At 60.6% G+C, this 23,722-nt stretch carries 22 protein-coding genes and 1 pseudogene; 8 read left to right on the top strand and 15 right to left on the bottom strand.

Features of this window, described 5'->3' with window-relative positions; all coding sequences use genetic code 11:
• Positions 1–770: 770 nt before the first annotated feature.
• The 5 genes from KCG44_RS13960 to KCG44_RS13940 form a co-directional block, all read right to left on the bottom strand.
• Positions 771–965 carry a hypothetical protein gene (locus KCG44_RS13960; protein ID WP_218446730.1) on the bottom strand — a complete coding sequence of 65 codons (195 nt, stop codon included), beginning with the start codon at positions 963–965 and terminating at the stop codon, positions 771–773.
• 370 nt (positions 966–1,335) lie between these two features.
• Entirely contained in the window at positions 1,336–1,785 is a 450-nt protein-coding gene (locus tag KCG44_RS13955; protein ID WP_218446729.1) for a hypothetical protein, read from the bottom strand.
• 225 nt (positions 1,786–2,010) lie between these two features.
• The gene (locus KCG44_RS13950) at positions 2,011–2,790 is read right to left on the bottom strand and encodes an SDR family oxidoreductase (RefSeq protein WP_218446728.1); all 780 of its coding nucleotides are present in this window, start codon (positions 2,788–2,790) and stop codon (positions 2,011–2,013) included.
• A 198-nt stretch (positions 2,791–2,988) separates the two neighbouring features.
• A complete protein-coding gene (locus tag KCG44_RS13945) occupies positions 2,989–3,399 on the bottom strand; it encodes a GFA family protein (RefSeq protein ID WP_218446727.1) in 411 nt (136 codons plus the stop codon).
• A 105-nt stretch (positions 3,400–3,504) separates the two neighbouring features.
• Positions 3,505–3,924, bottom strand: a complete 420-nt coding sequence (locus KCG44_RS13940; protein ID WP_218446726.1) for a pyridoxamine 5'-phosphate oxidase family protein — start codon at positions 3,922–3,924, stop codon at positions 3,505–3,507.
• Positions 3,925–4,624: 700 nt separating this feature from the next.
• Between KCG44_RS13940 and KCG44_RS13935 the strand changes: the two genes are divergently transcribed.
• A complete protein-coding gene (locus KCG44_RS13935; RefSeq protein ID WP_218446725.1) occupies positions 4,625–4,834 on the top strand; it encodes a cold-shock protein in 210 nt (69 codons plus the stop codon).
• A gap of 87 nt (positions 4,835–4,921) precedes the next feature.
• Here KCG44_RS13935 and KCG44_RS13930 read toward each other — a convergent pair whose 3' ends face one another.
• Positions 4,922–5,692 (bottom strand): hypothetical protein, encoded by a 771-nt coding sequence (locus KCG44_RS13930; RefSeq protein WP_218446724.1) that lies wholly within the window; start codon positions 5,690–5,692, stop codon positions 4,922–4,924.
• 59 nt (positions 5,693–5,751) lie between these two features.
• Between KCG44_RS13930 and KCG44_RS13925 the strand changes: the two genes are divergently transcribed.
• Positions 5,752–6,282 carry a phage tail protein gene (locus KCG44_RS13925; protein ID WP_218446723.1) on the top strand — a complete coding sequence of 177 codons (531 nt, stop codon included), beginning with the start codon at positions 5,752–5,754 and terminating at the stop codon, positions 6,280–6,282.
• 69 nt (positions 6,283–6,351) lie between these two features.
• On the opposite strand, the gene KCG44_RS13920 is transcribed toward KCG44_RS13925, so the two are convergent.
• From KCG44_RS13920 to KCG44_RS13910, 3 genes are read right to left on the bottom strand one after another with little or no spacing between them, the layout of a single operon-like run.
• On the bottom strand, positions 6,352–6,972 hold the full coding sequence (locus tag KCG44_RS13920) for a lysophospholipid acyltransferase family protein (RefSeq protein WP_369411993.1): 621 nt from the start codon (positions 6,970–6,972) through the stop codon (positions 6,352–6,354).
• Positions 6,973–6,986: 14 nt separating this feature from the next.
• Positions 6,987–8,219, bottom strand: a complete 1,233-nt coding sequence (locus KCG44_RS13915) for an FAD-binding domain-containing protein (protein ID WP_369411992.1) — start codon at positions 8,217–8,219, stop codon at positions 6,987–6,989.
• Positions 8,216–8,383, bottom strand: a complete 168-nt coding sequence (locus KCG44_RS13910; RefSeq protein ID WP_218446721.1) for a hypothetical protein — start codon at positions 8,381–8,383, stop codon at positions 8,216–8,218. The genes KCG44_RS13915 and KCG44_RS13910 overlap by 4 nt, the downstream gene beginning before the upstream one ends.
• Positions 8,384–8,674: 291 nt before the next feature.
• Here KCG44_RS13910 and KCG44_RS13905 point away from each other — a divergent pair, with 291 nt between their 5' ends.
• From KCG44_RS13905 to KCG44_RS13895, 3 genes are all read left to right on the top strand, one after another.
• On the top strand, positions 8,675–8,932 hold the full coding sequence (locus KCG44_RS13905) for an SWIB/MDM2 domain-containing protein (protein ID WP_218446720.1): 258 nt from the start codon (positions 8,675–8,677) through the stop codon (positions 8,930–8,932).
• 164 nt (positions 8,933–9,096) lie between these two features.
• Positions 9,097–10,122 (top strand): hypothetical protein, encoded by a 1,026-nt coding sequence (locus KCG44_RS13900; RefSeq protein ID WP_218446719.1) that lies wholly within the window; start codon positions 9,097–9,099, stop codon positions 10,120–10,122.
• Between the two features lie 209 nt (positions 10,123–10,331).
• Positions 10,332–12,395 (top strand): TonB-dependent receptor plug domain-containing protein, encoded by a 2,064-nt coding sequence (locus KCG44_RS13895; protein WP_218446718.1) that lies wholly within the window; start codon positions 10,332–10,334, stop codon positions 12,393–12,395.
• A 6-nt stretch (positions 12,396–12,401) separates the two neighbouring features.
• On the opposite strand, the gene KCG44_RS13890 is transcribed toward KCG44_RS13895, so the two are convergent.
• The 6 genes and pseudogenes from KCG44_RS13890 to KCG44_RS13865 form a co-directional block, all read right to left on the bottom strand.
• Positions 12,402–13,511, bottom strand: a complete 1,110-nt coding sequence (locus KCG44_RS13890) for a CaiB/BaiF CoA transferase family protein (RefSeq protein WP_218446717.1) — start codon at positions 13,509–13,511, stop codon at positions 12,402–12,404.
• Positions 13,508–15,122, bottom strand: a pseudogene (locus tag KCG44_RS13885) (MFS transporter). The gene KCG44_RS13890 and the pseudogene KCG44_RS13885 overlap by 4 nt, the downstream one beginning before the upstream one ends.
• 136 nt (positions 15,123–15,258) lie before the next feature.
• Positions 15,259–15,726 carry a nuclear transport factor 2 family protein gene (locus KCG44_RS13880; protein ID WP_218446716.1) on the bottom strand — a complete coding sequence of 156 codons (468 nt, stop codon included), beginning with the start codon at positions 15,724–15,726 and terminating at the stop codon, positions 15,259–15,261.
• Positions 15,727–16,066: 340 nt separating this feature from the next.
• The gene (locus KCG44_RS13875; RefSeq protein ID WP_218446715.1) at positions 16,067–17,209 is read right to left on the bottom strand and encodes a DUF4236 domain-containing protein; all 1,143 of its coding nucleotides are present in this window, start codon (positions 17,207–17,209) and stop codon (positions 16,067–16,069) included.
• Between the two features lie 226 nt (positions 17,210–17,435).
• The gene (locus KCG44_RS13870) at positions 17,436–18,725 is read right to left on the bottom strand and encodes a homoserine dehydrogenase (RefSeq protein ID WP_218446714.1); all 1,290 of its coding nucleotides are present in this window, start codon (positions 18,723–18,725) and stop codon (positions 17,436–17,438) included.
• Positions 18,726–18,766: 41 nt separating this feature from the next.
• Entirely contained in the window at positions 18,767–19,945 is a 1,179-nt protein-coding gene (locus tag KCG44_RS13865) for an LL-diaminopimelate aminotransferase (protein WP_218446713.1), read from the bottom strand.
• A gap of 110 nt (positions 19,946–20,055) precedes the next feature.
• Between KCG44_RS13865 and KCG44_RS13860 the strand changes: the two genes are divergently transcribed.
• The 3 genes from KCG44_RS13860 (at position 20,056) to KCG44_RS13850 (ending at position 23,549) form a co-directional block, all read left to right on the top strand.
• Positions 20,056–21,825, top strand: coding sequence for a PHA/PHB synthase family protein (locus tag KCG44_RS13860; RefSeq protein ID WP_218446712.1), 1,770 nt, complete (start codon positions 20,056–20,058; stop codon positions 21,823–21,825).
• A gap of 196 nt (positions 21,826–22,021) precedes the next feature.
• Positions 22,022–23,140 (top strand): M23 family metallopeptidase, encoded by a 1,119-nt coding sequence (locus KCG44_RS14475; RefSeq protein ID WP_218446711.1) that lies wholly within the window; start codon positions 22,022–22,024, stop codon positions 23,138–23,140.
• Complete coding sequence (locus tag KCG44_RS13850; protein WP_218446710.1) at positions 23,130–23,549, top strand: bactofilin family protein; 420 nt, start codon at positions 23,130–23,132, stop codon at positions 23,547–23,549. The genes KCG44_RS14475 and KCG44_RS13850 overlap by 11 nt, the downstream gene beginning before the upstream one ends.
• The last annotated feature ends 173 nt before the right edge of the window (positions 23,550–23,722 follow it).

The raw sequence follows: 23,722 nt of genomic DNA, 5'->3' as shown, positions 1-23,722 counted from the left end.
TATAGTGCCTCTGAAATTTTTAGTTTCCCTGTAATTTTGCGCACGGATGAAGCATCCTACTGAATTTTACTTCGAAAGCTATGCGATTTTCTTATATACATGAGTAGAAAAATCAATATTAAAACGAGAAAGATTATTATCATTGAAGATACAAAACTATATTCCAGACTTCCACGCGATAATAAAATAAATCTCTCCATAAGATCACTATGTATATTATAAATCCAATGAGTCATTAATATTATGAATACTGAAATAAACAATACACTAAATTTTGCTTTTTCTATGAACATTTTTCCATACAAAACTGTTATCAGTGTATGTATTGCCATTGCTGCAAAGAATACTTTTATATTATCATAATTTTCAAACCAGTAATGTAAATCCCCATAGGATTTCGATATTCGTTCGGAAATTGCGAAAATCAATCCGACTAAAACAAAATTATGTATGGATACGGGTTTTGAAACAAATTTCCCCGTGATATACATACTCAATAAAATTGACAAAACCCTACAAAACTCTTCAAAAGTAACAGCAAAAAAATTATATATATACATACTTCCCCCATTGGGGAAAGCAAGATTCATATCGTTAAACAGATATTCCATTATTATATGATTAAAATACTTAAAAAGAAAAATTGTTAAAATAAAAAATATTGAAAAAAATAGAAAGGAAAATAATATATTACTTTTCACATACGGCAATGCGCTTTTTAATTTCATGAATCAAACACTATAAAAGATTTGAAATTAAAATTTCCTTCTTTAGCATCCCGGCATCTGTTCATCATCATTATTTTGATTCCCATTGCCACACTGGCCAAATTCTTCTTCTATCCAATTTACAAACTCTTCCCAAGATTCTACAATATCTCCTCCCCACTCATGAAAGCGATTTGCCCACCACACTCTATCTCTTTCGCCCATAGTGACCGTACCATTCGCCTCCATAATTTCCATTTCACGATCATAAAAATCAAAATCACCATCGCCATCTCTATCACGCCCGTCCGATGGAATATCGGTAAAAGATTCGCTCGCTCTTCCTTCATTCGGCCCTTGGAGAGTTTCGCTTACGGTTGTTACATCTTCACCAATCCAATCTGATCATTTTGAGTAGCATCTTTTATACGGCTGCATTCCGCGCCTCCTCACCCCGGCGAAGCCGCCGACCCCGCGGGCGGCCCTACCATCAATATTCATTTCCGTGCCCGTCACATAGGTCGCCCCGTCGGAGGCCAAAGTGAGGGCGAGGGCGGCGACTTCTTTGGGGGAGGCGGCAGGCGAGGCGCAGCGAGACGCGATGGAGTGATCGCAGACTGCCCTATCATCATGCGTCAGGGGCTTCCCTCGGACGGAACAGCGGTTCCATCGGCGATGCGAAATAGGTCGCCCAGACGTAGCGCCAGGGCATGATCACAAATACGATCACTATTCCAATGCATTGGTAGAAAATGCCCTCAATCTCGGGCGACCATGTCCCGGCCATCCAGCTGCGCCCGGCGATGCAAGTCAGCCAGACGGTTTTCCAAGTCATTTCAAACAGCATCAGTGGCAGCATCTTCAATGGGTAACGTATGCCGAGCAGTGACAGCAACGACAACGCAGCAAGCAGCGACGTGGCCACTCCGCCCATGGCACTCAGGTCGGAGAAATCGAAAATCAGTTGCATCCACAACATGCTGCCCATGAAAAATGCCATCAATAGGAACAGGAAACGCAGCGCGTTTACCCGCCACAGGGCAACGGGGGGAAACGGGTGGGTTGGGTCACTAATCATCGGAAGGCTCCGGCAGCGGAAAGGGTGCGATCAGTGAGTTAGTGCGCTAATACATTAATACTGTCAACAAGGAAAATCATCAGCCCTGCTCTCGCTCAGCTGTTCCGCGTAGAATTGCAGGAAGTGGAATTACAGGGACACGATACCTGAACCTTATATCGTTCAGTCGCGAACACATCACGCACGCATCGGCATGCCCAAAGCCTGCCAGCTACTGCCCTCACCTTACCCCGGCGAAGCCGCCGAGCCCGCGAGCAGCCCGCCATCGATGTTGATCTCCGTGCCCGTCACATAGGTCGCCTCGTCGGAGGCCAATGTGACGGCGAGGGCGGCGACTTCTTCGGGGACGCCAAAGCGCTTTAGCGGGGTGTCGGCGACCAGGGCCTGCATCTTCGCGTCGCGGTCGGGGCCGTCACCCAGCATGGGTTCCCAAATCGGGGTCAGGATCGCCGCCGGGTGGATGGAATTGCAGCGGATTTTCCAGCCCTGCTGCGCGCAGTACAGCGCCACGGTCTTGCTGTGATTGCGGATGGCGGCCTTTGACGAGGCATAGGCCGCCGCGCCCGGTATGCCGACCAGGCCGGAGCGCGATGAAATGTTGATGATGGACCCTGCCCCCCGCGCCTTCATCGCGCCGATGGCATAGCGGCAGCCGAGGAACGTCCCGTCCAGATTGACGCTGTGCACCGCGCGCCAGTCGGCAAGGCTGGCATGTTCGGGGTCGTGGGCCACCATGCCGCCCTCGAACCCCGTCACGCCCGCATTGTTGACGACGACATCGGCGGCGGGGACCGCGCGTTTCAGGCGGTCCCAGTCCGCCTCTTCCCGAACGTCCAGGGGTTCGAACCGGCAGCCAAGGCCCGAAGCCGCCTTTGCCCCTGCGGCCTCGTCGATGTCGGTCAGGATGACATCTGCGCCCTCTGCATGAAAATGCGCGGCGATGGCGTGGCCGATGCCGCGCGCGGCGCCGGTGATAACGCACGTTTTCTTGTTAAGTCTTTGCATGATCGTCTCGAAATCAGAGTATCGTCGGCGGAGCCCCGCCCCGCGTGCATCGTTTCCGCCTTAGCGGTGGCTCTGGATCATTTCGAAAACTCCTGAATATGACGACCTGCTTATATCTGGCCTCCGGGTCCGGCAAGGGGATAGGGGACGTATACAAAGCAAAGGGATGCCCTACGCGGCCGGGTTGTTCCCGCCGCTCTACCCCACGCCGTATTTCGCCTTGACCTCTGCGCCCGTCAGCTTTGGCGTGTCATCGGCGAAGCTGTAATAATCCGGCTTCTCGTCGATGAAGATCTGCTCTGACATGCTAAGCGCGTCCGCGTCCGAAAACAGGCCGGCCTGAAAGCTGTAATGGTCGCCCGGAACATAGCGATAGTAAAGGTTGGACCCGCAGGCCTTGCAAAAGGCGCGCTCCGCCCAGTCGGAGGACGTATAGACCGTGACGTGGTCCTCGCCCTTCACACGGAACGCGCCGCCACTCACGCCCATGAAGGCGCTGCCGCCCCAGCGGCGGCACATGTCGCAGTGGCACACAGAGACTTCCGCCTTCACCTCCTGCAAGGTAATGCTAACCGCGCCGCACAGGCAGTTTCCATTCAGATCGCTCATCGCCCGCTTTCCTCCGATCGTCCGCCCGCCGCACCGCGCTTGCAGGCCCGCATAGGTGCAGGATTGCTTAGCAGCGTGCAGGCGGCGGACAAAGGGGGGCGTCTGCTACAGCGTGATCTCGCCGCTCTCCCGGCCGTCCCACCAGTCGATGCGGGCGGGCTTCACCTCGATCAGGATCAGGCCATCGGTATCGAGGCCCTCGTCAAACCACGCTTCCAGGTCTTTCACCCAGTGCTTTTCCTGTGTCGCCCGGTCGCGGATCAAATGGCCCTCACCTTGCACGGCGGCGTAGAACTCGCCGCTCGAATAGGTCGCGCCGCACTGCGAGGAAGCGCGCAAATCGTCGTCGATCCGGCCATCGTCCGTGGTAAAGTGATAGGTAGTGCCATCCTCGGCGCTGACATCCCTGTTATTGGACATGGGCCGGGCGGCGATCTTGCCGTCACCGCCGGTCTTGGTGACCAGCATGGCAATGTCGATATCCTTCAGCTTCGCGGCGATTTGTGAAAGCGAACGGTCGGCCATTTTCAAACTCCTTTACGGGCAGGTTAGGACAGGCCAACGGGACACAGCCGGAAAAGTGCCACGCACGGACACCCGCGCCCGTGCGGCAAAACGCGCGTGACAATTTAGCGGTGGAAACGACGCATATCCCGTTCCAGAGGCAGAGGCCCATGAAGCGAATCTGAGCCGAACGGCGGCGAAACGACGTCGCCGTCCCGCCGCCCGAACCGCGCGCAGTGGCGGCTTCAGGATTTCGCCCGCTCGACAATTCCCTTAATCGATGGATTGGAGACGTTGGTCTTCACTTTTTCTTTTTTCGGTTTGCGCGCTTCCTTGCTGCCCTTGCGATTGTCGCCCTTGCCCATGATCATGTCCTCCGCGCGCGACCCGCGGCATTTGCAGGGCCGACGGCGCGGCGCCATCATAGGCGCATTGCGGCGAAAGCCCGCTATCAATTCGGCCCGCCCCCGCGCGGCCGATCCGTCCCTGTCTGCCGATCCCGCGGCATCGGATGTCAAACGCCCCTTCACAATCGGTGAGGATACCCTATATAGCCGGTGCCAACGTCGGATTTGCGACGGACTTCGCTTGACTTTTACCGCTGCCCCCGGGCGTCGGTTCCGACTGACGACTTCCTTTCCATCGAACGACTAGACGCGGCGATCCGGCGGCAATTTCGCATGCCGGACGCACCCATAAGTTCTTTGAAAGGAACTCAATTATGCCTATCGGCACCGTAAAATTCTTTAACTCCGACAAGGGCTATGGTTTCATCCAGCCCGAAGATGGCGGCAGCGACAGCTTCGTCCACATCAGTGCGGTTCAGGCTGCCGGCATGGACACGCTGAACGAGGGCCAGCGCGTATCGTATGAGGTCGAAACCGGCCGCAACGGTAAAGAAAGCGCGATGAACCTCTCCGACGCTTCCTAATTCCGGTGGGTCCCCGGCGGTGCCGGGGACCCATTCGCAGACCCCCCGCCCCTTCTGGAGCCTGGCCCCCGCTTAAGCAGGCCCGCTCTATCGCGCCCCGTCCGCGGCCCCGTCCGCATATCCCCATGCCGGTGGTGGCAGCTCCGCAGCCTCGCCAAGATCGAACGCGACCCGGAACAGCCGTCCGCTCGGACGCGCCAGTTCATAGGTGAAGCGCACATCCGGCTCGATCTCCATCGCCCATATATTCCTGACCGAGGCCGCCAGGCCCTGCTGCCCGAACAGCGCCACTGAATCCGTATCGACCGGAAATTCCTGACGCGCCGGAGATCCCATGGACGCGGTGTCACCGCCATATTGGGTTACCGGGTCCTCTGACCCGTCTTCGTGCCGGTGATCATGTTTCAGACGCAGGCCGGTATCCGCTTTCGTTATAATCCATGTCCGCGAACGGTTGTTTCCAACGTGCAGCGGGATCCGGATCATGGTCTCCGTGCAATCCCGGACATGCATAATGATCGGCCCGCTTGCGAACGGCGAGTCCGCGCCGGCATCGCGCCCCTGCGCATCGCGGTCGACCTCCACCTCACCGCCAAATGCCTGCCCGCACAGCGCCGACAGACGCGTGAAGAACGCGTCCTGCGCGGCGGCCGCCGACACCGGCCCGTTCGTCGTCGGCGAATCTTCACCGACGGGCATGCATGCGCACAGCAGCAGGGCCGCCGTGACGGGGAGGAAGCGGGCGCGATGGAAGCGGGCGGAGCGGAAGATCGTTTTCATCTCTCTCTCCTGCGTGAACAGGGTCGCCGCCGCAAGCGCGCGGTGACCCAACCCGGCGCGAACGCCGATATTTGACATTTCATGTGGGTGACCTCCTGATACGGGGGTATCGCAAACCAATGTGAGAGGACCACGCCGTGGCACAGTTCAGCGTCAATGTGCATCGTTTCGATCCGTACAAGAATTTCAAATTCCGTTTATTGTGGGATGGCCGCTACATTGCGGGAATATCCAAAGTGAGCGCATTGCGCCGGACCACGCACGTCGTGCCGCACAGGGAAGGCGGCGATGTGTCCTCTTCACGGGTCGCGCCGGGGCGCACGCGTTTTGAGCCCATCACGCTCGAACGCGGCGTGACCCATGATATGGAATTCGAAACCTGGGCCAATAAGGTGCATAATTTCGGGGGCGCGGCAGGCAATGAACAATCGTCGAAGGACTTCCGCAAGGACATTCGACTGGAACTCTATAACGAGGCCGGACAGCTTGCCATCGCCTACCACATCTTCCGCTGCTGGCCGTCGGAATTCATCGCGCTGGACGATCTCGATTCACAGGGCAGCGCCGTCGCCGTTCAGCGTCTCGTACTGCAGAACGAAGGCTGGGAACGGGATTACGACATTCGCGAGCCCGAGGAACCATCCTTCGACGTTCCCAAGGACGGTTGAAACGGGCGAAGGCTCTGCGCGGCCTTGACCCGCACCTGCCTCTGACGACCCGTCATCGCCGACCGGTCGTCAGGGGCGGGTGAAGCCTGGAACATGGGCAGGAAGGATATCGCGGTAGAAGGCGAAGGCGGTTTCCATGTCGACCTCATAGTCACCGGTGGGATAAATCATGGGGCCAATCCCGACGCGGCGGCGCTGATAATCCATGTAGCTGCAGACGATGGGAACCCCCGCCGCCATCGCGATCCGGTAAAAGCCGCTGCGCCACTCATCGACCGCGCTACGCGTGCCTTCGGGCGCAATGACGAGTGCGAGCGTTTCATGTGCCGCAAATTCATCGACCATCTGCTGCACCATGTCCTTGGCGGCGGCGCGGTCGACGGGAATACCGCCGACGCTGCGCATGAACCGGCCCATCGGCCAGCGAAACAGCGATGACTTGGCAATGAAATACGGCTCCATGCCCAGCTCGTCGGCGACCCCGATCAGGTTCGGAAAGTCCCAATTCGTCGTGTGCGGTACCGCGATCAGCACATATTTCGGAACTGCGGGCGCCTCACCGGTCGCCGTCCATCCGCCGCGCCGGTAAAGCCAGACCAGCAGCCGGAAAAACAGTCGCGCGAACCAGCCCTTTTCCGCCGCGCTTCGCATTGATCCGCCCTTCCTGCCCGCCTGCCGGTCGCTTGACACGGATCAGGCCCCTTTCATAGCGGCAGGGTCTGTTCACGGTCCTTGGGCAGATGCGGCGCAATCAGCCGCGCGATCTTTTTGCGGACGCCGAAATAGCCCGCCTTCGCATGCGGCCACGTCTCACGCTGAAGCGGGCGCAGCAGGCGCGCGCAGGGGAGGGCCTCGGCGTGCGCGTTCAGGGGTTCGCGAAGGGCATCGCGCAGCCATCCCTCACCGATCCACGGGACCGCAAGCGTCGACAGGCCGCGTTTCGCCAGGATGCCGCCCAGCGTCTGGTCTTCTGTCCAGACGGCGACGGGACAGCCAAAGGCTTTCTCCGCGCGGCGCAGGCCGTCATCGACCGCGGCTTCTGTGAAGGCGGTGACGGCCGCCGATACCGCACCGGAAGAGCGCGCCGCCGCCCGGCTCACGCCAATGACAAGGTCGGGCGTACGGCCGCCAAGATCCAGCGTTTCGAACGCGGTATCCTGCTCGTGCAGCAGCAATGCGAAGGGGCCATCGTGAATCAGTTCATCCGCAAGCGCCAGGTCTTTCCTGCGGTGCAGCTGAACCGCGTCCTCCAGCGAAGGCGCTTCCTCGGCAAGGCCCTCCGGGGCGAACCGGTCGCTGGTATAGCGGCGGATATTGGCCTTCGTCGCCAGATACGTCTTGCCCTGGGTGTGCAACCCGGCCGTCCAGCGCCAGTTCAGCGTGTTCGACGCCGCATCCCCATCAAGCAGATGGCGCAGAAAAAAGTCCGCGCCCAGCGTCCAGGGCAGCCGAAGCGTGAATATCCAGATGGAGGAAAACCACATGCGCGTGTGATTGTGCAGAAACCCGGTTTCGATAAGCTCTTTCACCCAGGTATCGAACGCGTCAATGCCCGTCCGGCCGCCGATCGCGGCCTCATAGGCGGCTGCGCGCTGTGCATTTAGATCCAGCGCGGCAAGATCCGACTCGCGGGTCTCGACATAGGCGCGCCAGACATCGGGCTTCCATTCCAGATGTCCCTGAAAATAAATCCGCCAGAACACCTCACTGATGAATTTTCCGGCGTCATTCGGTCCGTGCGCCGCCAGGGCCGCCGCGATCACCTCTGCCTCATCAACCAGCCCGCGCGCCAGATAGGGTGACAGGAGCGACGTCGCGTCCCGCTGCCCGGGTCCCAGATCATGGTTGCGATCCGCCTGATATGCGCGTCCGGCGCGCGGCAGGAACGCGTCCAGACGGTCCAGCCCCTCTGCGCGCGATGCGGTCCATCCGCTCACCGGGTCAGCGCATAGTAAATGACGTACAGCCATGAAAAGAAACCATGAAAAATCGCCCACAGGATCGATTTGTTGACGCTCCACGAAATCGCAATGGCAAGCGCGCTGCCAAAACCGATACCGGTCTTCGTGCCCTCCACAACGATGCTCCGTCCTTTTGCCATTCCGTCCATGCTCCTGAATATCCGGCTCGGGCCTTGTCTACCGAACGGGGTGCCGCATGCAAACGATACCGCCCGGAAAGTAGGCGCTGATTCGCCGCGAAAGTGCCTTTTTAGCCCGCCCGCCATTGATCCAGAGCAACCCCGAGTGCCCCCTGCGGCAAAAATTTCGTAATTTCGTCGCGGCAACCATTGACCGCGCCGCCCGAACACGCTTTCAACGAGCGCATTGGCGGTGGGGAGCGCCCAGGGGTGCCTCCGCTAGAGCCTGAACCCAACGAGGAGTGTGCCCAAATGGCCAAGTCACCCAATGCCCTGCAGCAGCCAATGAAACTGTCCGCCGAACTGGCAGCTGTTACCGGTAAAGACACGATGACCCGGGCAGAGGTTGTTTCCGCCATGTGGGTCTACATCAAGAAGCATGACCTGCAGAATCCCGAGAACAAGCGCGAGATCATGTCGGACGGCAAGCTGAAGCCGATCTTTGGCAAGGACAAGGTCACGATGTTCGAGATGAACAAGCTGATCTCGCCGCACCTGACAAAGGCGTAAGCCTGGACATATTTTCCGCTCATTGCGGGATGGCAAAGGGCGCGCGCTTCCAACCGGATCGCGCGCCCTTTTCCTTTTTGGGCTGAACCAACGCTAGCCCGGCGGTTCAGAGAGCGTTCAAGCCCGAAACGCTACAAAAGCCTTCAACATTGGAGGGCAAGGCAATGAAACAGGCACTGAAACCAGCACTGATCGGCCTATTGGGCCTGACGCTCGGTGCCTGCAGCTTTGGCGATTATGGCTATGGCGGCGTCAGCGTCGGGGTCGGCGGCTATTCTGACGATGGCTATGGCGATGGTTATTACGCCGGATATGATCCTTATTATTACGACGATTACGGCTATCACCGGACCTATCGCTATCCGGCTTATTATGGCTGGTACGATAATTTCTATTATCCGGGCCACGGCATCTACATCTTCGATCGGCGCGGCACGCGGCACCGCTGGCGCGCCAACCACCGCGATCACTGGGAAGGGCGGCACAGGGAATTCCGTCGCTGGCGCAATGCCAATCCCGGCGTCCGGCTGGACCGGATCGATCGCCGCATTGCCCGCCTTGAGCGCCTCGACCGGAGGGAAGGCCTGAACCCGCGGCAGGAACGCCGCCTCGACCGGCTCGACCGCCGCCGTGACGCCATCGCCAATGGGGAACGCGCCGGACGCCTGATCCGAGACCGCGTGAACGGCGACCAGCGCGACATCAGCCGCCAGGAACGCCGCGACCGGAGGGAAGGCCTGAATCCGCGGCAGGAACGCCGCCTCGACCGGCTCGACCGCCGCCGTGACGCCATTGCCAATGGGGAACGCGCCGGACGCCTGATCCGCGACCGCGTGAACAGCGACCAGCGCGACATCAGCCGCCAGGAACGCCGCGAACGCCGTGCAGAACGGCGTGGCCGTGCCGAGCGCAGTGGCGAACGTGCGCAAATACGTGCAGAACGCCGGGAGACCGAACGCCGGGCAGAACGGCGCGGCGCGAGAGCGGCTGAACCCGCCATGCGCTCCGCTCCGGCAACCCGCCCGCAGCGCGCCGAAAGACGGGCCGAGCGTCAGCGAACGCAGCGCGCCGAACGTCAGGCCCGGCCCAGCCGCGAAACGCGCGCGCAGCGCCCGGCGCACAGCGAGGGCACACGCAGCACGCCGCGCCGCGCACGCGACTCCGGCATACCCCAGGCCGATCCCCGCTAATGCGCGGCGCCGACCAGCGCCTACTGCCCGAAACATCGCGGATATGTCTGTTCCCGTGAATGGAAATATGTCTATAGGCGCGCGAACGCCGGGGGGCTGGCCGGTTTCCGGGCGTATGTGAGGCATCGACGGCGATAATGGCCGAACGGGGGGAGACGATTTTGGCAGGGTCGCGCCAATGGCTGTGCCCGCCGCTATTGGCGGTATCGGTGGCAGTCGCACCTGCTTTCGCGCAGGACGCCGGGGCCGATATCGACGCTGGCAACTCTGACGGCACGCCGCCGCCTGTTGTCGATGGCGCGCCGCAGGGCGCGGCGATCTTCACGCCTGCGCATTTCAGACGGTTTTCTCCCAATACCGCGCTCGAGATGGCGCGGCAGATCCCGGGCTTCATGATCGAGCGCGGAGACAAAAGACGCGGCCTTGGTCAGGGCGGCGCAAATGTCCTGATCAATGGCCAGCGCATTTCGGGAAAATCGAACGATGCCGTCGACGTCCTCTCACGTATTCCCGCAAAAGACGTCATTCGGCTGGAGGTGGTCGAGGGTGCCAGCCTCGACATACCGGGTCTGTCAGGCCAGGTCCTGAACGTACTCCGCGCCTCCAGCGGTATCAGCGGTTCCTTTTCCTACAATATGCGCTTGCGGACCGACCAGGTCAGCGACGGGTTTCGCAATGCGAACATCTCCGTTTCCGGCGGCGGCGACAGCACACGCTGGTCGCTGGGGTTCGAAACCCGGGAGTTTCGCGGAGGTGAAGCGGGGATCGAGGAGGTCACCGACATCTTCGGAGAGGTCATCGAGCTTCGCGATGAATTCGAATATTACGGCAATGATCGCCCCGAGCTTACCGGATCGTTCCACAAGACCGCCGGGAATGGCAATATCCTGAACCTGAACGGACAGGTCGGCTGGAACATTTTCCGGGGCGGCGAGAATTCACAGCGAATCCTGCCCGATATGACCGGCATCGATAACGTTCGCACGCTGCGGAGAAAGGAAAACGAGTTCAATCACGAGGTGAGTGCGGACTATGAGTTCGCGCTGGCGGGCGGACGGTTGAAGCTGATCGGACTGAATTCCTTTGAAGACTCGCCGACCTTGACCCGTTTCGATGTCGATTTCACCGATGAAAGATTGACGGAAGGGGGACGTTTCGCGCGTGACGCGACCGAAAGCGAAACGATTGCCCGCGCGGAATATGGCTGGGCCGCATGGGGCGGCGACTGGCAGCTGAGCCTGGAGGGCGCGCTGAACAGTCTGGAAATCCAATCGGCGCTTGAGGAAAGAGACGAGGACGGCACGCTAACGCCTATTGATTTCGATGGCGCGGCGGCCCGCGTGGAAGAGCAGCGGAGCGAAATCGGCCTCAGCTACGGCCGGGCGCTTTCAGGGAGGCTGTCGCTGCAAAGTTCTCTGGGCGCGGAATATTCCCATATTGACCAGTCTGGACCGCTCGGCCTCACGCGGTCCTTCGTCCGCCCGAAGGGCTTCGTTTCAGTCGTTTGGGCGCCGAACACCGACCTCGCCCTCTCCGCACGCATCGAACGCGACGTCGGACAGCTAAACTTCTTCGACTTCATCGCATCGGTAAATCTGAACAACGATACGGAAAACGCCACGAACGCCAACCTGTCGCCATCGCAAAGCTGGATCAGCGAGGTCGAGGCCACGCAGTCCCTTGGCGCGTGGGGCAGCTTTACCGCGCGCGGCTATTATGAGGCGATCAGCGATATCGTCGACCAGATCCCGGTTGGCGATGCCGGCGAGGCCCCCGGCAATGCGGGCAGCGCGACGCGCTACGGGATCGAATGGACCAGCAGTTTTCTTGGCGACCCGATTGGTTTTACGGGCGCAAAACTCGACATCGAACTTACCCTGCAACGCAGTCAGGTCGACGACCCGCTCACGGGCGAACGGCGTTACATCAGTGATGATGAACAGCGCGAATTGGAAGTCAATTTCCGGCACGATATCCCGGGTAGCAACCTCGCATGGGGCGGCAGCTTTGACGAGCGCCGTAACGCCGCCTTCGTCCGCCTCGACAGCATTTCACGCCAGGTGGAAACGCCCGGCGCTCTCAGCGCCTTTGTGGAACACAAGGATATCGCCGGGCTGACCGTACGCGGCACGGTGGGCAATCTGCTGAACCGCGATGACAAGGTCCGGCGGCAGGTGTTTTCCGGCCGACGGACCGACCCGCTGCAATTCACCGAAAATCGCATCCGCAATTTCGGGACAATCTTCAACATCCACCTTGAAGGGACGTTTTAACCGGCCCTAGAGGCGGCGCGGTGCGGGACGCGGTGCATGCGCGGGCGTCCGTGAAAAGCGCGGCGGGTGGCGCGGCGCATAGACCGATCCGACGCCCGGCTCGTCCAGCGTCAGGATCAGGCTGCGATGCCGCACCTGCGGATCGTCCGCAATATCCCCCGCATTTGCAATGACGGCACCCACGGCATCCTCGCGCAGGAACCCTTTGCGCAATTCGGCAACGGGCATCTCGGCAATACGCGCGGCCAGCAATCGCCAGAACGGCTTGCCGTTCTCCCGCCAGCGCTTCAGGTCGGAAAACCGCGCATCGTTCAGCAGGTCATCCTCGCCAATGGCGCGGGCGAGCGCCTGCGCCTCCTTATACTGCATCGCGCCGATGATGACCGCGCCGTCCTTGGCCGGCAGCGGCTTGTTCAGCATGGCATATTCCGGGAATGCCGACGCGCCGCCTTTTTCATCCTCGATAAAGCTCTGGTTCCACATGCCGTCGGGCCAGTGAAACGCCAGCGCGCTGTCCAGCATGACGCATTCCACATGCTGTCCCCTGCCCGATGTCTCCCGTTCGAACAGCGCGGCGGTGGCGGCCTGCGCCGCCGTCAGCGCGGTGACCTTGTCGGCCACGATCCCCGCCATCAGGGTCGGCTTGCCGCCCGATGCCAGCGTCTGCGCACCGGCAAGGCCGCTAATGGCCTGCACGGCCATGTCATAGACCCGCTGACCCGCATAGGGGCCGTCATCACCGAACCCCGAAATGCTGACATAGATCAGCCGGTCATTGATTTCCTGCGCGCGCGCCCATCCCAACCCAAGCCGCGCCGCGACACCTGGCCGGAAGTTCTGGATCAGCACATCCGCCCACGCGATCAGCGCCTCAAGGCGCGGACGATTGGCCTCGTCCGACAGGTCGATCACCTCCAGCGTCTTGCCGCGATTAACGGCGGCGTACATCGCCCCCAGCCCCGCTTTTGCCGGCCCCAGGCTCGCCAGCGGATCACCCTCCGGCCCTTCGACCTTGATGACCTCCGCGCCCTGGTCGCCCAGCCACATGCCCGCCATCGGCGCGGACACAATCTGGCCGAAGTCCAGGACCTTCACACCGGCAAGTGGGCCGGTCATCCCGATATGTCCTTTCCAGCGGTTTCCGGCAGGAAGAAGAAGGTGGTGATGAGCGCGATCGTCACGATCACGAACGTATACCACAGCCCCGAGAACACCGCGCCCGTCTGGACCACGATGAACTGCGACACGAGCGGTAACAACCCGCCAAAGACGCCAGTGCCGATGTGGTACGGAATCGACATGCTGGTGTAGCGCAGTTTCGCCGGAAACAGCTCCACGAGAATCGCCGCCACCGGGCCATAGGTCGCGGCCGACAACAGGCTGAGCGTGATGATGCCCAGCAGCACAATGCCATTGGCGCGCGCCGCCGGATCAGACTCAAGCGGATAGCCCGCATCCGCAACCGCCGCCGCAAAGCCGCCGGGATCGAAGTTCAGGATACGCGAATCCGCAACGGCGACTTCGAACTCATCGGCGCTTTTGACGGGAATGCGGGTGAAGTCGATGCCGTTCCCGACGAACCATTCCAGCGACTTGGCACAGTCGCCCTTCTGCACGTCGGCAAGCGCGCTGTAATTGCAATCCGCCGGAACGCTGATGACAACCGGGTTCTCGGTCATCGCCTTGTCCAGCGCCGGGTTCGCGGCCCCGGCGATCATATGATATAGCGGGAACAGCAATATCAGTGTCAGCGCATAGCCGCTGATCATGACCTTGCGCCGGCCAACCTTGTCCGACAGCCAGCCGAAGAACACGAAAGCGGGCGCGGCGACGATCACACCCCACGCGATCAGCTTCCTTGCATCCGCCTCTGACACGCCGCTCGTCGATTGCAGGAAATACAGCGTGTAGAATTGCGCATTGTACCAGATCACCGTCAGGCCCGCGGCAATGCCGAACATGGCGATCAGGATCAGGCGGACATTCTGCCAGTCGGCAAAGCTCTCCTTCAGCGGGTTTTTCGCGGTGCGGCCTGCGGCCTTCATCGCCTTGAACACCGGGCTCTCGTTTAGCTTCAGCCGGATCCACAGCGATATCGCCAGCAGCAGCAGCGAAATGAGGAACGGGATGCGCCAGCCCCATGCGTTGAACGCCTCTTCGCCCAGCAGGAATGTTGTCCCGATGACGACACCAAGCGCCAAGAGGAACCCGACCGAAACCGACGCCTGGATGAATCCGGTATAAAAGCCGCGCCTGTGCGCGGGGGCGTGCTCCGCGACATAGATCGCCGCACCGCCATATTCGCCGCCAAGCGCCAGGCCCTGAAGGATGCGGATGGTGATCAGCAGCGCCGGTGCCCAGACCCCGATCTGCGCATAGGTCGGCAGCAGGCCGATAGCGGCTGTCGCCACGCCCATCAGGCTGATCGTGACCAAAAACGTATATTTGCGTCCGACCCTGTCACCCAGATAGCCGAAGATGGCGGCGCCAATTGGACGCACGAGAAAGCCGACGGCGAACGTCGCCAGGCTCAGCAGGAAGGCCAGCGTTTCCGACTCCACCTGCGCAAAGAACAGGCGGCCCAGCAGCGCGGCAAGCGCTGCCGTAGACAAAGAAATCATACCATTCGAAAACGGTACCCAGCGACGATGCGGTAATGACCAGCCGGTCGCGCCGCGGATCGAGTTCAACCTCGTCCGAATGATCAGTTGCGGCCGTTGCCACCATGCGTCCTCCCCCAGATTCACGCTGGCGCAGACGGATAGCAGTTATCCCGGAATGCGCAAACGGTCAGTCAGGGGAGGAGGCCGAGAAAGCAGACTTTCTGCCTGCGACCCAGAAGCGGTCGGCAGTTGGTATTTCCCTATGGCTTGGCCGCACGCTGCGAATGGAAAAAGTCGATTTTCCAGCGCTCGTTCTCGCGAACGATTACAGCTGACTCGAGCCAGCGAACAGGCTGAAGGTCGGGCGGAATCCCGGCGCTGCCAATATTCTCCCAAGCGGACCATGCGACATCGCAGCTCAGCTTTGTATCTATCGGGCCTATCGACCAATTGATTTGCACACCCTCAGCGTGAGCGCTTCGAATTGCGTCCAAGAGCTCGGTCCCATCAAAACGCTTGCCGACATCGAACGCGTAAAAGGATTCGGTGGTCAGGCGTTTGAAGGACGCCTCATCATCCTCGCGAAGCGCATCGAACAAATCATGAATGGTGCGGTCGATCTCCGCCCTCGCAGTCACCGGATCGGAGCAGTTGGGCTGACGCGCATGGGCGCACCCGGTCACCGCTATCATCGTAGCAAACACAAGAAATGAGCTGAAGAACTTCACACTTCAAACTCGTTCTGTGGGCGGCACATGTCAATGCCCGCGAACCACTCCAATAACAGGCATTTCCGGGTGCTGGATCATCGGTGATAACCTGCCGGCCGCGCTGCGGGTCGAGCTCAACCTCACCCGCATGATCAGCCGCGGCCATCGCCACGATGCGTCCTCCCCCAGATTCACGCTGGCGTATACGAATAGCAACTATCCCGGAATGCGCAAACGGCCCGTCAGGAACGGAGGCCTGTAAAGCGAACTTTCTGCTAGCGACCCTAATTGCGAACGTTCGAGCTGTGTTTGTCATCGTCCAATTGCGGACTCGGTGCCTCGGCTCGGCTCGCCGGTATCAGCCACTCGTCAGCCTCGGCAGAGAACGGTCGATTGCGGAGGCACCGTTGCACCTCGACAATTCCGTTACAGCCATCGCGAGTGGGGCAGCAACACCATTGCAGGAGACCTGAAGCAGCTCATTGAGCCCGTTGGGGCTCGCGAGATGGATGCTCTCGTAAAGGCACACGGGGATCTGGTAGTTATTCGCGAACCGTCGGTCGGGACCGCCGCTCTTGTTCGGATGTTTCCAAGTGTGGAAGAGAACGGTCGTATCACCAGGGACGGCCCCTTCCTCGATGAAATTGGAATCCTGCCACACGATCGAAAGCTGGTCGTAAGCGACAGCACCGACACTTTCTTTGTGGACGACCAGTAGAAAATCAGGGAGAAAGAAGAGCGTCTCCTTGCCCACGCTCATCGAAGGCGGGGTGATGTTGCTCTTCAAGATCGTCGGCAGACCATAACCGAAAACAGTAGGACGCTTGTCCAGCACATGGCTGGCGCCAGCATTGCGCTTCCAAGTCACGAGGTCATTGACCGCCCCACCGGCATCGACGTGCCATTTGCCATGACAGTTCGCGACCCTGTCGAAAGCGTTAGTCATAGCCTCATACGCCTTGGCGGCATCGTCCTCGAGATCATACATCAGCACGACCGAACGCCGACTTTCGTCCAGCCATGACCCCAGCACCCGGCCCCCGAATGCAACGGTAGCGCCTAGTAAAAAGCCGATCCCCCCTCCGACAATCGTGGTCAACGCCGCAAACGCGATGCCGCACCACATCAAGACGGTCGCTAACCGCGCCGACTGCTGCTTCTCGACCATTTCGGCGAGCACGTCGGCGAAGCGCGCATCCTCCATGTCGGCGACAGCGCCGGAAGATACGGCGACCATGTCGATCCTGGATATGGTTTCAGGTTGCCTTTGGTTAGGTGCGGGGGGCTCGCTCAATGCCCGTCTTTCGCCATCACGAACCGATTGCGATGCATTGAGGGTCTTACGGTAGTAGAGGCCGCCGCGACCCGCGTGCACGTAATGACCGCGCGGACCCGTTCCGAGCCGAAAGCCACGCACCCCCACAGACAGGCCGACGCCTCCCTTGGAGAAATTGAAGCGAAACGGACCCGCGCTAACCGACTTCCTTATGTAGAACGGCATGGCCTACTCGTACCCGAATCCGTCGCCGTCTCGATCGACCAGATGACTTGATCGGATTAGGCGCCATAACTTCACGTCCGCTATTATAACGTTCTTCCCGAAATCCGCCAGTCCGCTCACCACCCAGCGTCAGACGTTGGCGCTTCATCGACACACGGTCCCCAACGCTCTTCGGTGTCAAATCCACGCGAGATCGTGAATACGATCGGAGTTCAGGGACAATACCCTACGAAAGAATATCGAGCCGCATCGGCGGTGTCAGGACGCTTGACAGTGCCCCCATGCGGCGGACGGCGTCGGCTGTCTGGCTGAGCTTGGTTTCATGCGTGATGATGGCGATGAAAACCTCGTCATCGCCCGCTTCGCCGCGCTGGATCAGGCTGGCGATGCTGACGCCGCAGTCGCGCAGGATAGCGGTCAGGTCCGCAAGGACGCCGGGTTCGTCGGCGACGGCAACGCGGAGGTACGAGCGTCCGATACTGTCCTCATGATCGCCTGTTTCCACGCGCTTCAACGAGGCGGCGGGAATGCCAAAGGCCGGCGCGGTTTCGCCGCGCGCGATGTCGATCAGATCGGCGACCACAGCACTTGCCGTCGGGCCTGCGCCCGCGCCCGCGCCTTCAAAGGTCAGGCGCCCGACGAAATTGCCGTCAGCCACGACCGCGTTCAAACTGCCGGTCACCTTGGCCAGCGGATGCGCAAGCGGCACCAGCACGGGATGCACACGCTGGACCAGGCGGCCATCGATAAGGCGCGCTTCGCCAACCAGCCGCACGCGATAGCCAAGCGCGGCGGCGCGCTCGATATCGACCTTCTCGATCTCGCGGATGCCGCGCGTTTCGACATGATCGAAATCGAGCGCGGTGCCAAAGGCCAGGCTGGCAAGGATCGCGAGTTTGTGCGCGGCATCAATGCCGTCAATGTCAAATGTGGGGTCCGCCTCGGCATAGCCGAGCGCCTGCGCATCTTTCAGGACATCCGCAAAGGGCGCGCCCTTTGTTTCCATCTCGGTCAGGATGTAATTGCAGGTCCCGTTCAATATGCCGAACAGGCTGACGATCTCATTCGCCGCCGCACCGCCGCCAAGGGCCTTGATGACCGGTATGCCGCCCGCGACCGCGGCCTCGTATTTCAGCGCCGCGCCCGCTTTTTCCGCCGCCGTCGCCAGCTCCGCGCCGTGATGCGCGACCATCGCCTTGTTCGCCGTGACGAACCCCTTCCCGGCCGCAAGGGATTTGCGGGCCAGTGCCACGGCAAGCCCGTCGGCGCCGCCGATCAGTTCCACGACCACATCGATATCGTCGGCCTGCGCCATCGCCGCGGCGTCATCCTGCCAGCGATAGGGAGACAGGTCGACGCCGCGTCCTTTCGCGCGGTCACGGGCATTGACCGCGACGATCTCAATCGGCCGTCCCGCACGGCGCGAAATCAGGTCGCGGTTTTCGGCCAGCAGCTGGACAACGCCTGCGCCCACCGTGCCAAGGCCGGCAATGCCGATGCGAAGGGGAATGGTCATGATATTGGTTCCGATACTTCCGGCCGATGATTTCCGGCCGTTCATGCTTTCTGGAAGAAGGCTTTCACCTGCCGCGCCGCCTGGCGGATGCGCTGCTCATTCTCGACAAAGGCGATCCGTACGAAGGCTTCACCCTGCTCGCCAAAACCGACGCCGGGGGAGACGGCAACGCCCGCTTCCTCGATCAGCTTCTTGGCAAAGCCGACGGCGCCCAGATGCGCGAATGCCTCCGGAACCGGCGCCCAGACATACATGGACGCATTGGGCACCGGCAGGTCCCAGCCCGCGCGGCCAAAGCTCTCGATCAGCACATCGCGGCGGCGCTTGTACATGTCGCGGCGCTTGGCAATCTCTTCTTCCGGTCCGTCCAGGGCGGCGACGGCGGCGACCTGGATCGGCGTGAACGCGCCGTAGTCCAGATAGGATTTCACCCGCGTCAGCGCCCCGATCATGCGCTCATTGCCGACCGCGAAGCCCATGCGCCACCCGGCCATGGAAAAGGTTTTCGACATGGATGTGAACTCGACCGCCACGTCGCGCCCGCCATCCACTTCCAGGATCGATGGCGGTGGATTGCCGTCGAAATAGATTTCCGCATAGGCAAGGTCGGAGATGACCCACAGCTCATGCTTCTTCGCGAAGGCGACCACCTCCCTGTAGAAATCGAGGTCGACCGTTTCCGCCGTCGGATTGCTCGGATAGCCGATGACCATGCCGGTCGGGCGCGGCACCGTGAAACGCATCTGATATTCCAGCGACGTGAAAAATTCCGGCCCCGGGCTCACCGGGATCGAACGGACCGTCGCACCCGCGATGATGAAGCCGAACGCGTGGATGGGATAGGACGGGTTCGGCGACAGGATGACATCGCCGGGCGCGGTGATCGCCTGCGCCAGATTGGCAAGGCCTTCCTTCGATCCCAGCGTGACGCAGATCTCCGTCTCGGGATTCAATTTTACGTTGAAGCGCCGCTCGTAATAACGCGCCTGCGCCTTGCGAAGGCCCGGAATGCCGCGGCTGGCGGAATAGCGATGCGCGCGCGGGTCGGCGGCGACCTCCGCAAGTTTCGCGATCACCGCATCTGGCGGCGGCGTGTCGGGATTGCCCATGCCCAGATCGATGACATCGACACCCGCCGCACGCGCCGCCGCCTTGGCCGCATTTACCTCGGCAAACACATAGGGCGGGAGACGCTTGATGCGGTAATATTCGTCAGTCACGTTTGGCCTCGATTGAACTATCTGCTTATTCCCTGCATTGTCAGGGCAAGGGCCGCTATAACCGCGGCAGATTTCGCTTGGCGAGCGAAAACCATGGGGAGCCTAAAAAGATGTCCGCAAAAGACCTGCAATCCGACCCGGCCGCGACGTTCGAGCGCATGACCTACCTGACAGGCAAGGCGCAGCAGATGATGATGGATTTCATGGCACGGCAGGAACCGGCGACGCCGTCTGCCAATATCGACCCTTTCGGTTTTGCGGATATGTGGACGGGCATGACGCAGGCGGCGCTGTCCGATCCGGTGAAGCTCGCGCAGATGCAGATGGACTATGTTCAGGAATCCGCACGGCTGTGGCAGGGCTTTCTGGGCGGCGACATGGCCGCACCGGTCGCCGATGCCGCGCGTCAGGACAAGCGCTTCAAATCGGAATCATGGGAAAGCGCACCTGCCTTCGCGTTCATCAAACAGGCCTATCTGATGACCAGCAGCTATATCCTGGATGCGGTCGGCGGGCTCGACAACATGTCGGAAAAGGATCGCGAGAAGGCGCTCTTCTACACGCGCCAGTTCGTCGATGCGATGTCGCCGACAAATTATCTGCTGACCAACCCGGATGTTCTGAACGCCACCATCGAGAGCGGCGGCGAGAATCTGCTGAAGGGCACGGAGCACCTGCTGCACGACATCGAAAATGGCCGCATGCGCATGACCGATGAGGACGCCTTTGAGGTGGGCGTCAATGTTGCGGTCACTCCGGGCAAGGTCGTTTTTCAGAACCGCCTGTTCCAGCTGATCCAGTACGCGCCAACAACGAAACAGGTGTATGAAATTCCGCTGCTGATCTTTCCGCCATGGATCAACAAATTCTATATTCTCGACCTGACACCGGAAAAAAGCTTCATCCGCTGGGCGGTCGAGCAGGGCCTCACCGTCTACGTCGTCAGTTGGAAGAATGCCGACGAAAGTACCGCCGACGTCGTGCTGGACAGCTACGTCAAGGAGGGCTTTCTCGAAGCCATCGATCAGGTTCTGGCCGACACGAAGGCCCCTGCGGTGCATACGATTGGCTATTGCGTTGCGGGCACGACCCTTGCGGCCGTGCTGGCGCTCCTTGCCGAACGCGGCGAAGCGGACAAGGTCAAGACCGCCACCTTCTTCACGGCACAGGTCGATTTTGAAGATGCCGGTGAACTCTCGGTTTTCATCCATGATGGCGAACTGATGCTCGCGGACGAAAATTCGCGCGAGAAGGGCTATCTCGATGGCCGCGCCATGGCGACGACCTTCAACATGCTGCGCTCGAACGACCTGATCTGGAACTATGTCGTCAATAATTATCTGCTGGGGAAGGATTATTTTCCGTTCGACCTGCTTTTCTGGAACGGCGATGCGACCAATGTTCCGGCAAAGTGGCACCAGAATTATCTGAAGGATCTGTATCGCGACAATAAACTCGTGAAACCCGGCGCGATCACGATCGATGGCACACCCATCGACCTGACGAAGGTAAAGACACCTTCCTATGTGCAGGCGGGCAAGGAAGATCATATTGCGCCGCTGAAGTCGGTCTGGAAACTGCCAAAACACTTCAAAGGCCCGGTCCGCTTCCTGATGGCCGGCAGCGGCCATATTGCGGGCGTCGTCAATCCGCCCAGCGCGAAGAAATACCAATATTGGACGATCGACGGCAAATTGCCTGACACGCTGGAAGAATTTCAGGCACAGGCCAGCGAAACGCCCGGCAGCTGGTGGCCCGACTGGATCGCGTGGCTGACCCCGCAATCCGGCAAGAAAATCGCCGCCCGCAAACCCGGCACGCGCAAACTGAAAGCGATCGAGGACGCGCCAGGCAGCTATGTAAGGGAACGCGTCGCCTGACGTCACGCGCACAGGGCCGTCATCGAAATCGGCTTCGATTTGCGACGGGCGGCGCCGGTGCTGAGACGCGTTTCACGGCCCATGGTTGATCGAATCGCCAAAATCGGCATTAACCATGTTCGTGCACATCGTGTTGGGGAGGGTTCCTGCATGCCGTGCCCGTTTGTAAGTGGGGCCGCTTATCTTTGTTCGATTGATGTCCCGGATCGCTGACAGCTTTCCGGACCGAGAATTTTACATGCGCAGCGAGGGGCGCATCCGATATCTGACGATCAGCAGCCGCGTGCAGCTGGGCATCCTTGCCGCGCTCGTCTTCGCCATGCTTGCATGGCTCACCGTCTCGGGCATCATGCTCGCCCGGCAGTATCAGGCGCACCAGACCGAAATCGCTATCAGTGCGAAGGCCGCCAAAATCGCGCGCACGGCGAATGCGGTTCAGGCCTATCGCGGTTCGGTCGATGACCGCGCGGACCTGCTGGAGGGTCGGCAAGAGGCGCTGGAGGGCCTGGCGAGGCGCTATTTCGGCGACCTTCCCGCCGCTGAGACGGCCGCTCCGGTTGCCGCGGGGGACACGGCGAGGAATGCGGTTCCGGGACTGGGCCGCCTCATCGACATGGAAGCGCGCCAGCTCGCCTTCGCCGCGACCATTACCGGCATCGCCAGGGCCCGCAGCGCGAGGGCGGAGGCGAAGATCGCCCGCCTCGGTCTGAAACCGGCCCGCCTTCTGGGTGCCCGCACTGGACAGGGCGGCCCCTTCATACCGTTCGGCAACGAAGCCGGCAGCGCTCAGGACACCGCCTTTCTCGACATGGCCGCCGCGATGGACCGGATGGAGCGGCTGGAAAGCGCGCTCATGCAGGTTCCGTCCGCCGCCCCGGCGAAGCAGATGAGCCTGACGAGCAAGTTCGGCTTCCGCTACGACCCGATCACCCGCGCGCCTGCCATGCATATGGGGCAGGATTTTGGCGGACGGCATGGCGAGCCGATCCTCGCCGCGGCACCCGGGCGTGTGGCAAGGGCCACGCGGCTTCGCGGCTATGGCAACATCGTCGTGCTCGACCACGGGCGCGGCATTCGCACCCGTTACGCACATCTGTCGCGTATCGACGTGAAGCCCGGTCAGCGGGTCGCGCGCGGTGCGCGGATTGGCGGCATGGGTTCGACGGGGCGGTCGACCGGCACGCACCTGCATTTCGAAGTCCGCATCGATGGCAAGGCCGTTGATCCACGTCCATTTCTGGAGGCCGCACCCCATGTTCTCGAAATCCAAAACCTCGCAGCCGGAGACGGCAGGACCAGGCCCGATGCGGGCTGAACCAAAACGCGGCGGCGGCGGCCCTGCCAGTGGCCCGTTCTCCGTGCTTGGCGAGGGCGTGACCGTCACGGGCAATATCGCCGCGCAGGGCGACCTTCATATCGAAGGCCGCGTCGAAGGCGATGTGAAATGCGCCGTGCTCGTGCTCGGCGAAAGCGGTCATATCGAGGGTGCCATCACCGCCGGTGAGGCCCGCATCGCCGGCTCCGTCAGCGGCTCCATCTCCGCCGATGAACTAACCATCGAAAACTCCGCCAGAACCAGCGGTGACATCAGCTATACGCGCATCGACATGAAGGCCGGCGCCCAGACCGATGGCCGTCTCAGCCACAAGGGGACGGCGAGCGAACTGAAACTGGTCGCAGAAGCGAAGAGGGCATCCGCGCCCGCACCGAAGGTGGCTGAATAGAATCCAGGCGCCAGGGGATTATAGGGCTGCAGGCTGAATTGTCTGCGGCGGAGCTGTCCGCCACATTTGTCTCCGCAACATACTAATCCTGATCATCCTGAGCGCAGTCGAGTGACGCGCCCAAGCCGCTGCAAGATCATTATGCGTCCTTCGACCGCGCTCAGGATGATCGG

This window comes from Pacificimonas pallii, from assembly GCF_019204005.1.
Taxonomy (GTDB): domain Bacteria; phylum Pseudomonadota; class Alphaproteobacteria; order Sphingomonadales; family Sphingomonadaceae; genus Pacificimonas; species Pacificimonas pallii.
The sequence above is the reverse complement of the archived record's forward strand: the minus strand, read 5'-3'. Positions and strand labels throughout refer to the sequence as shown.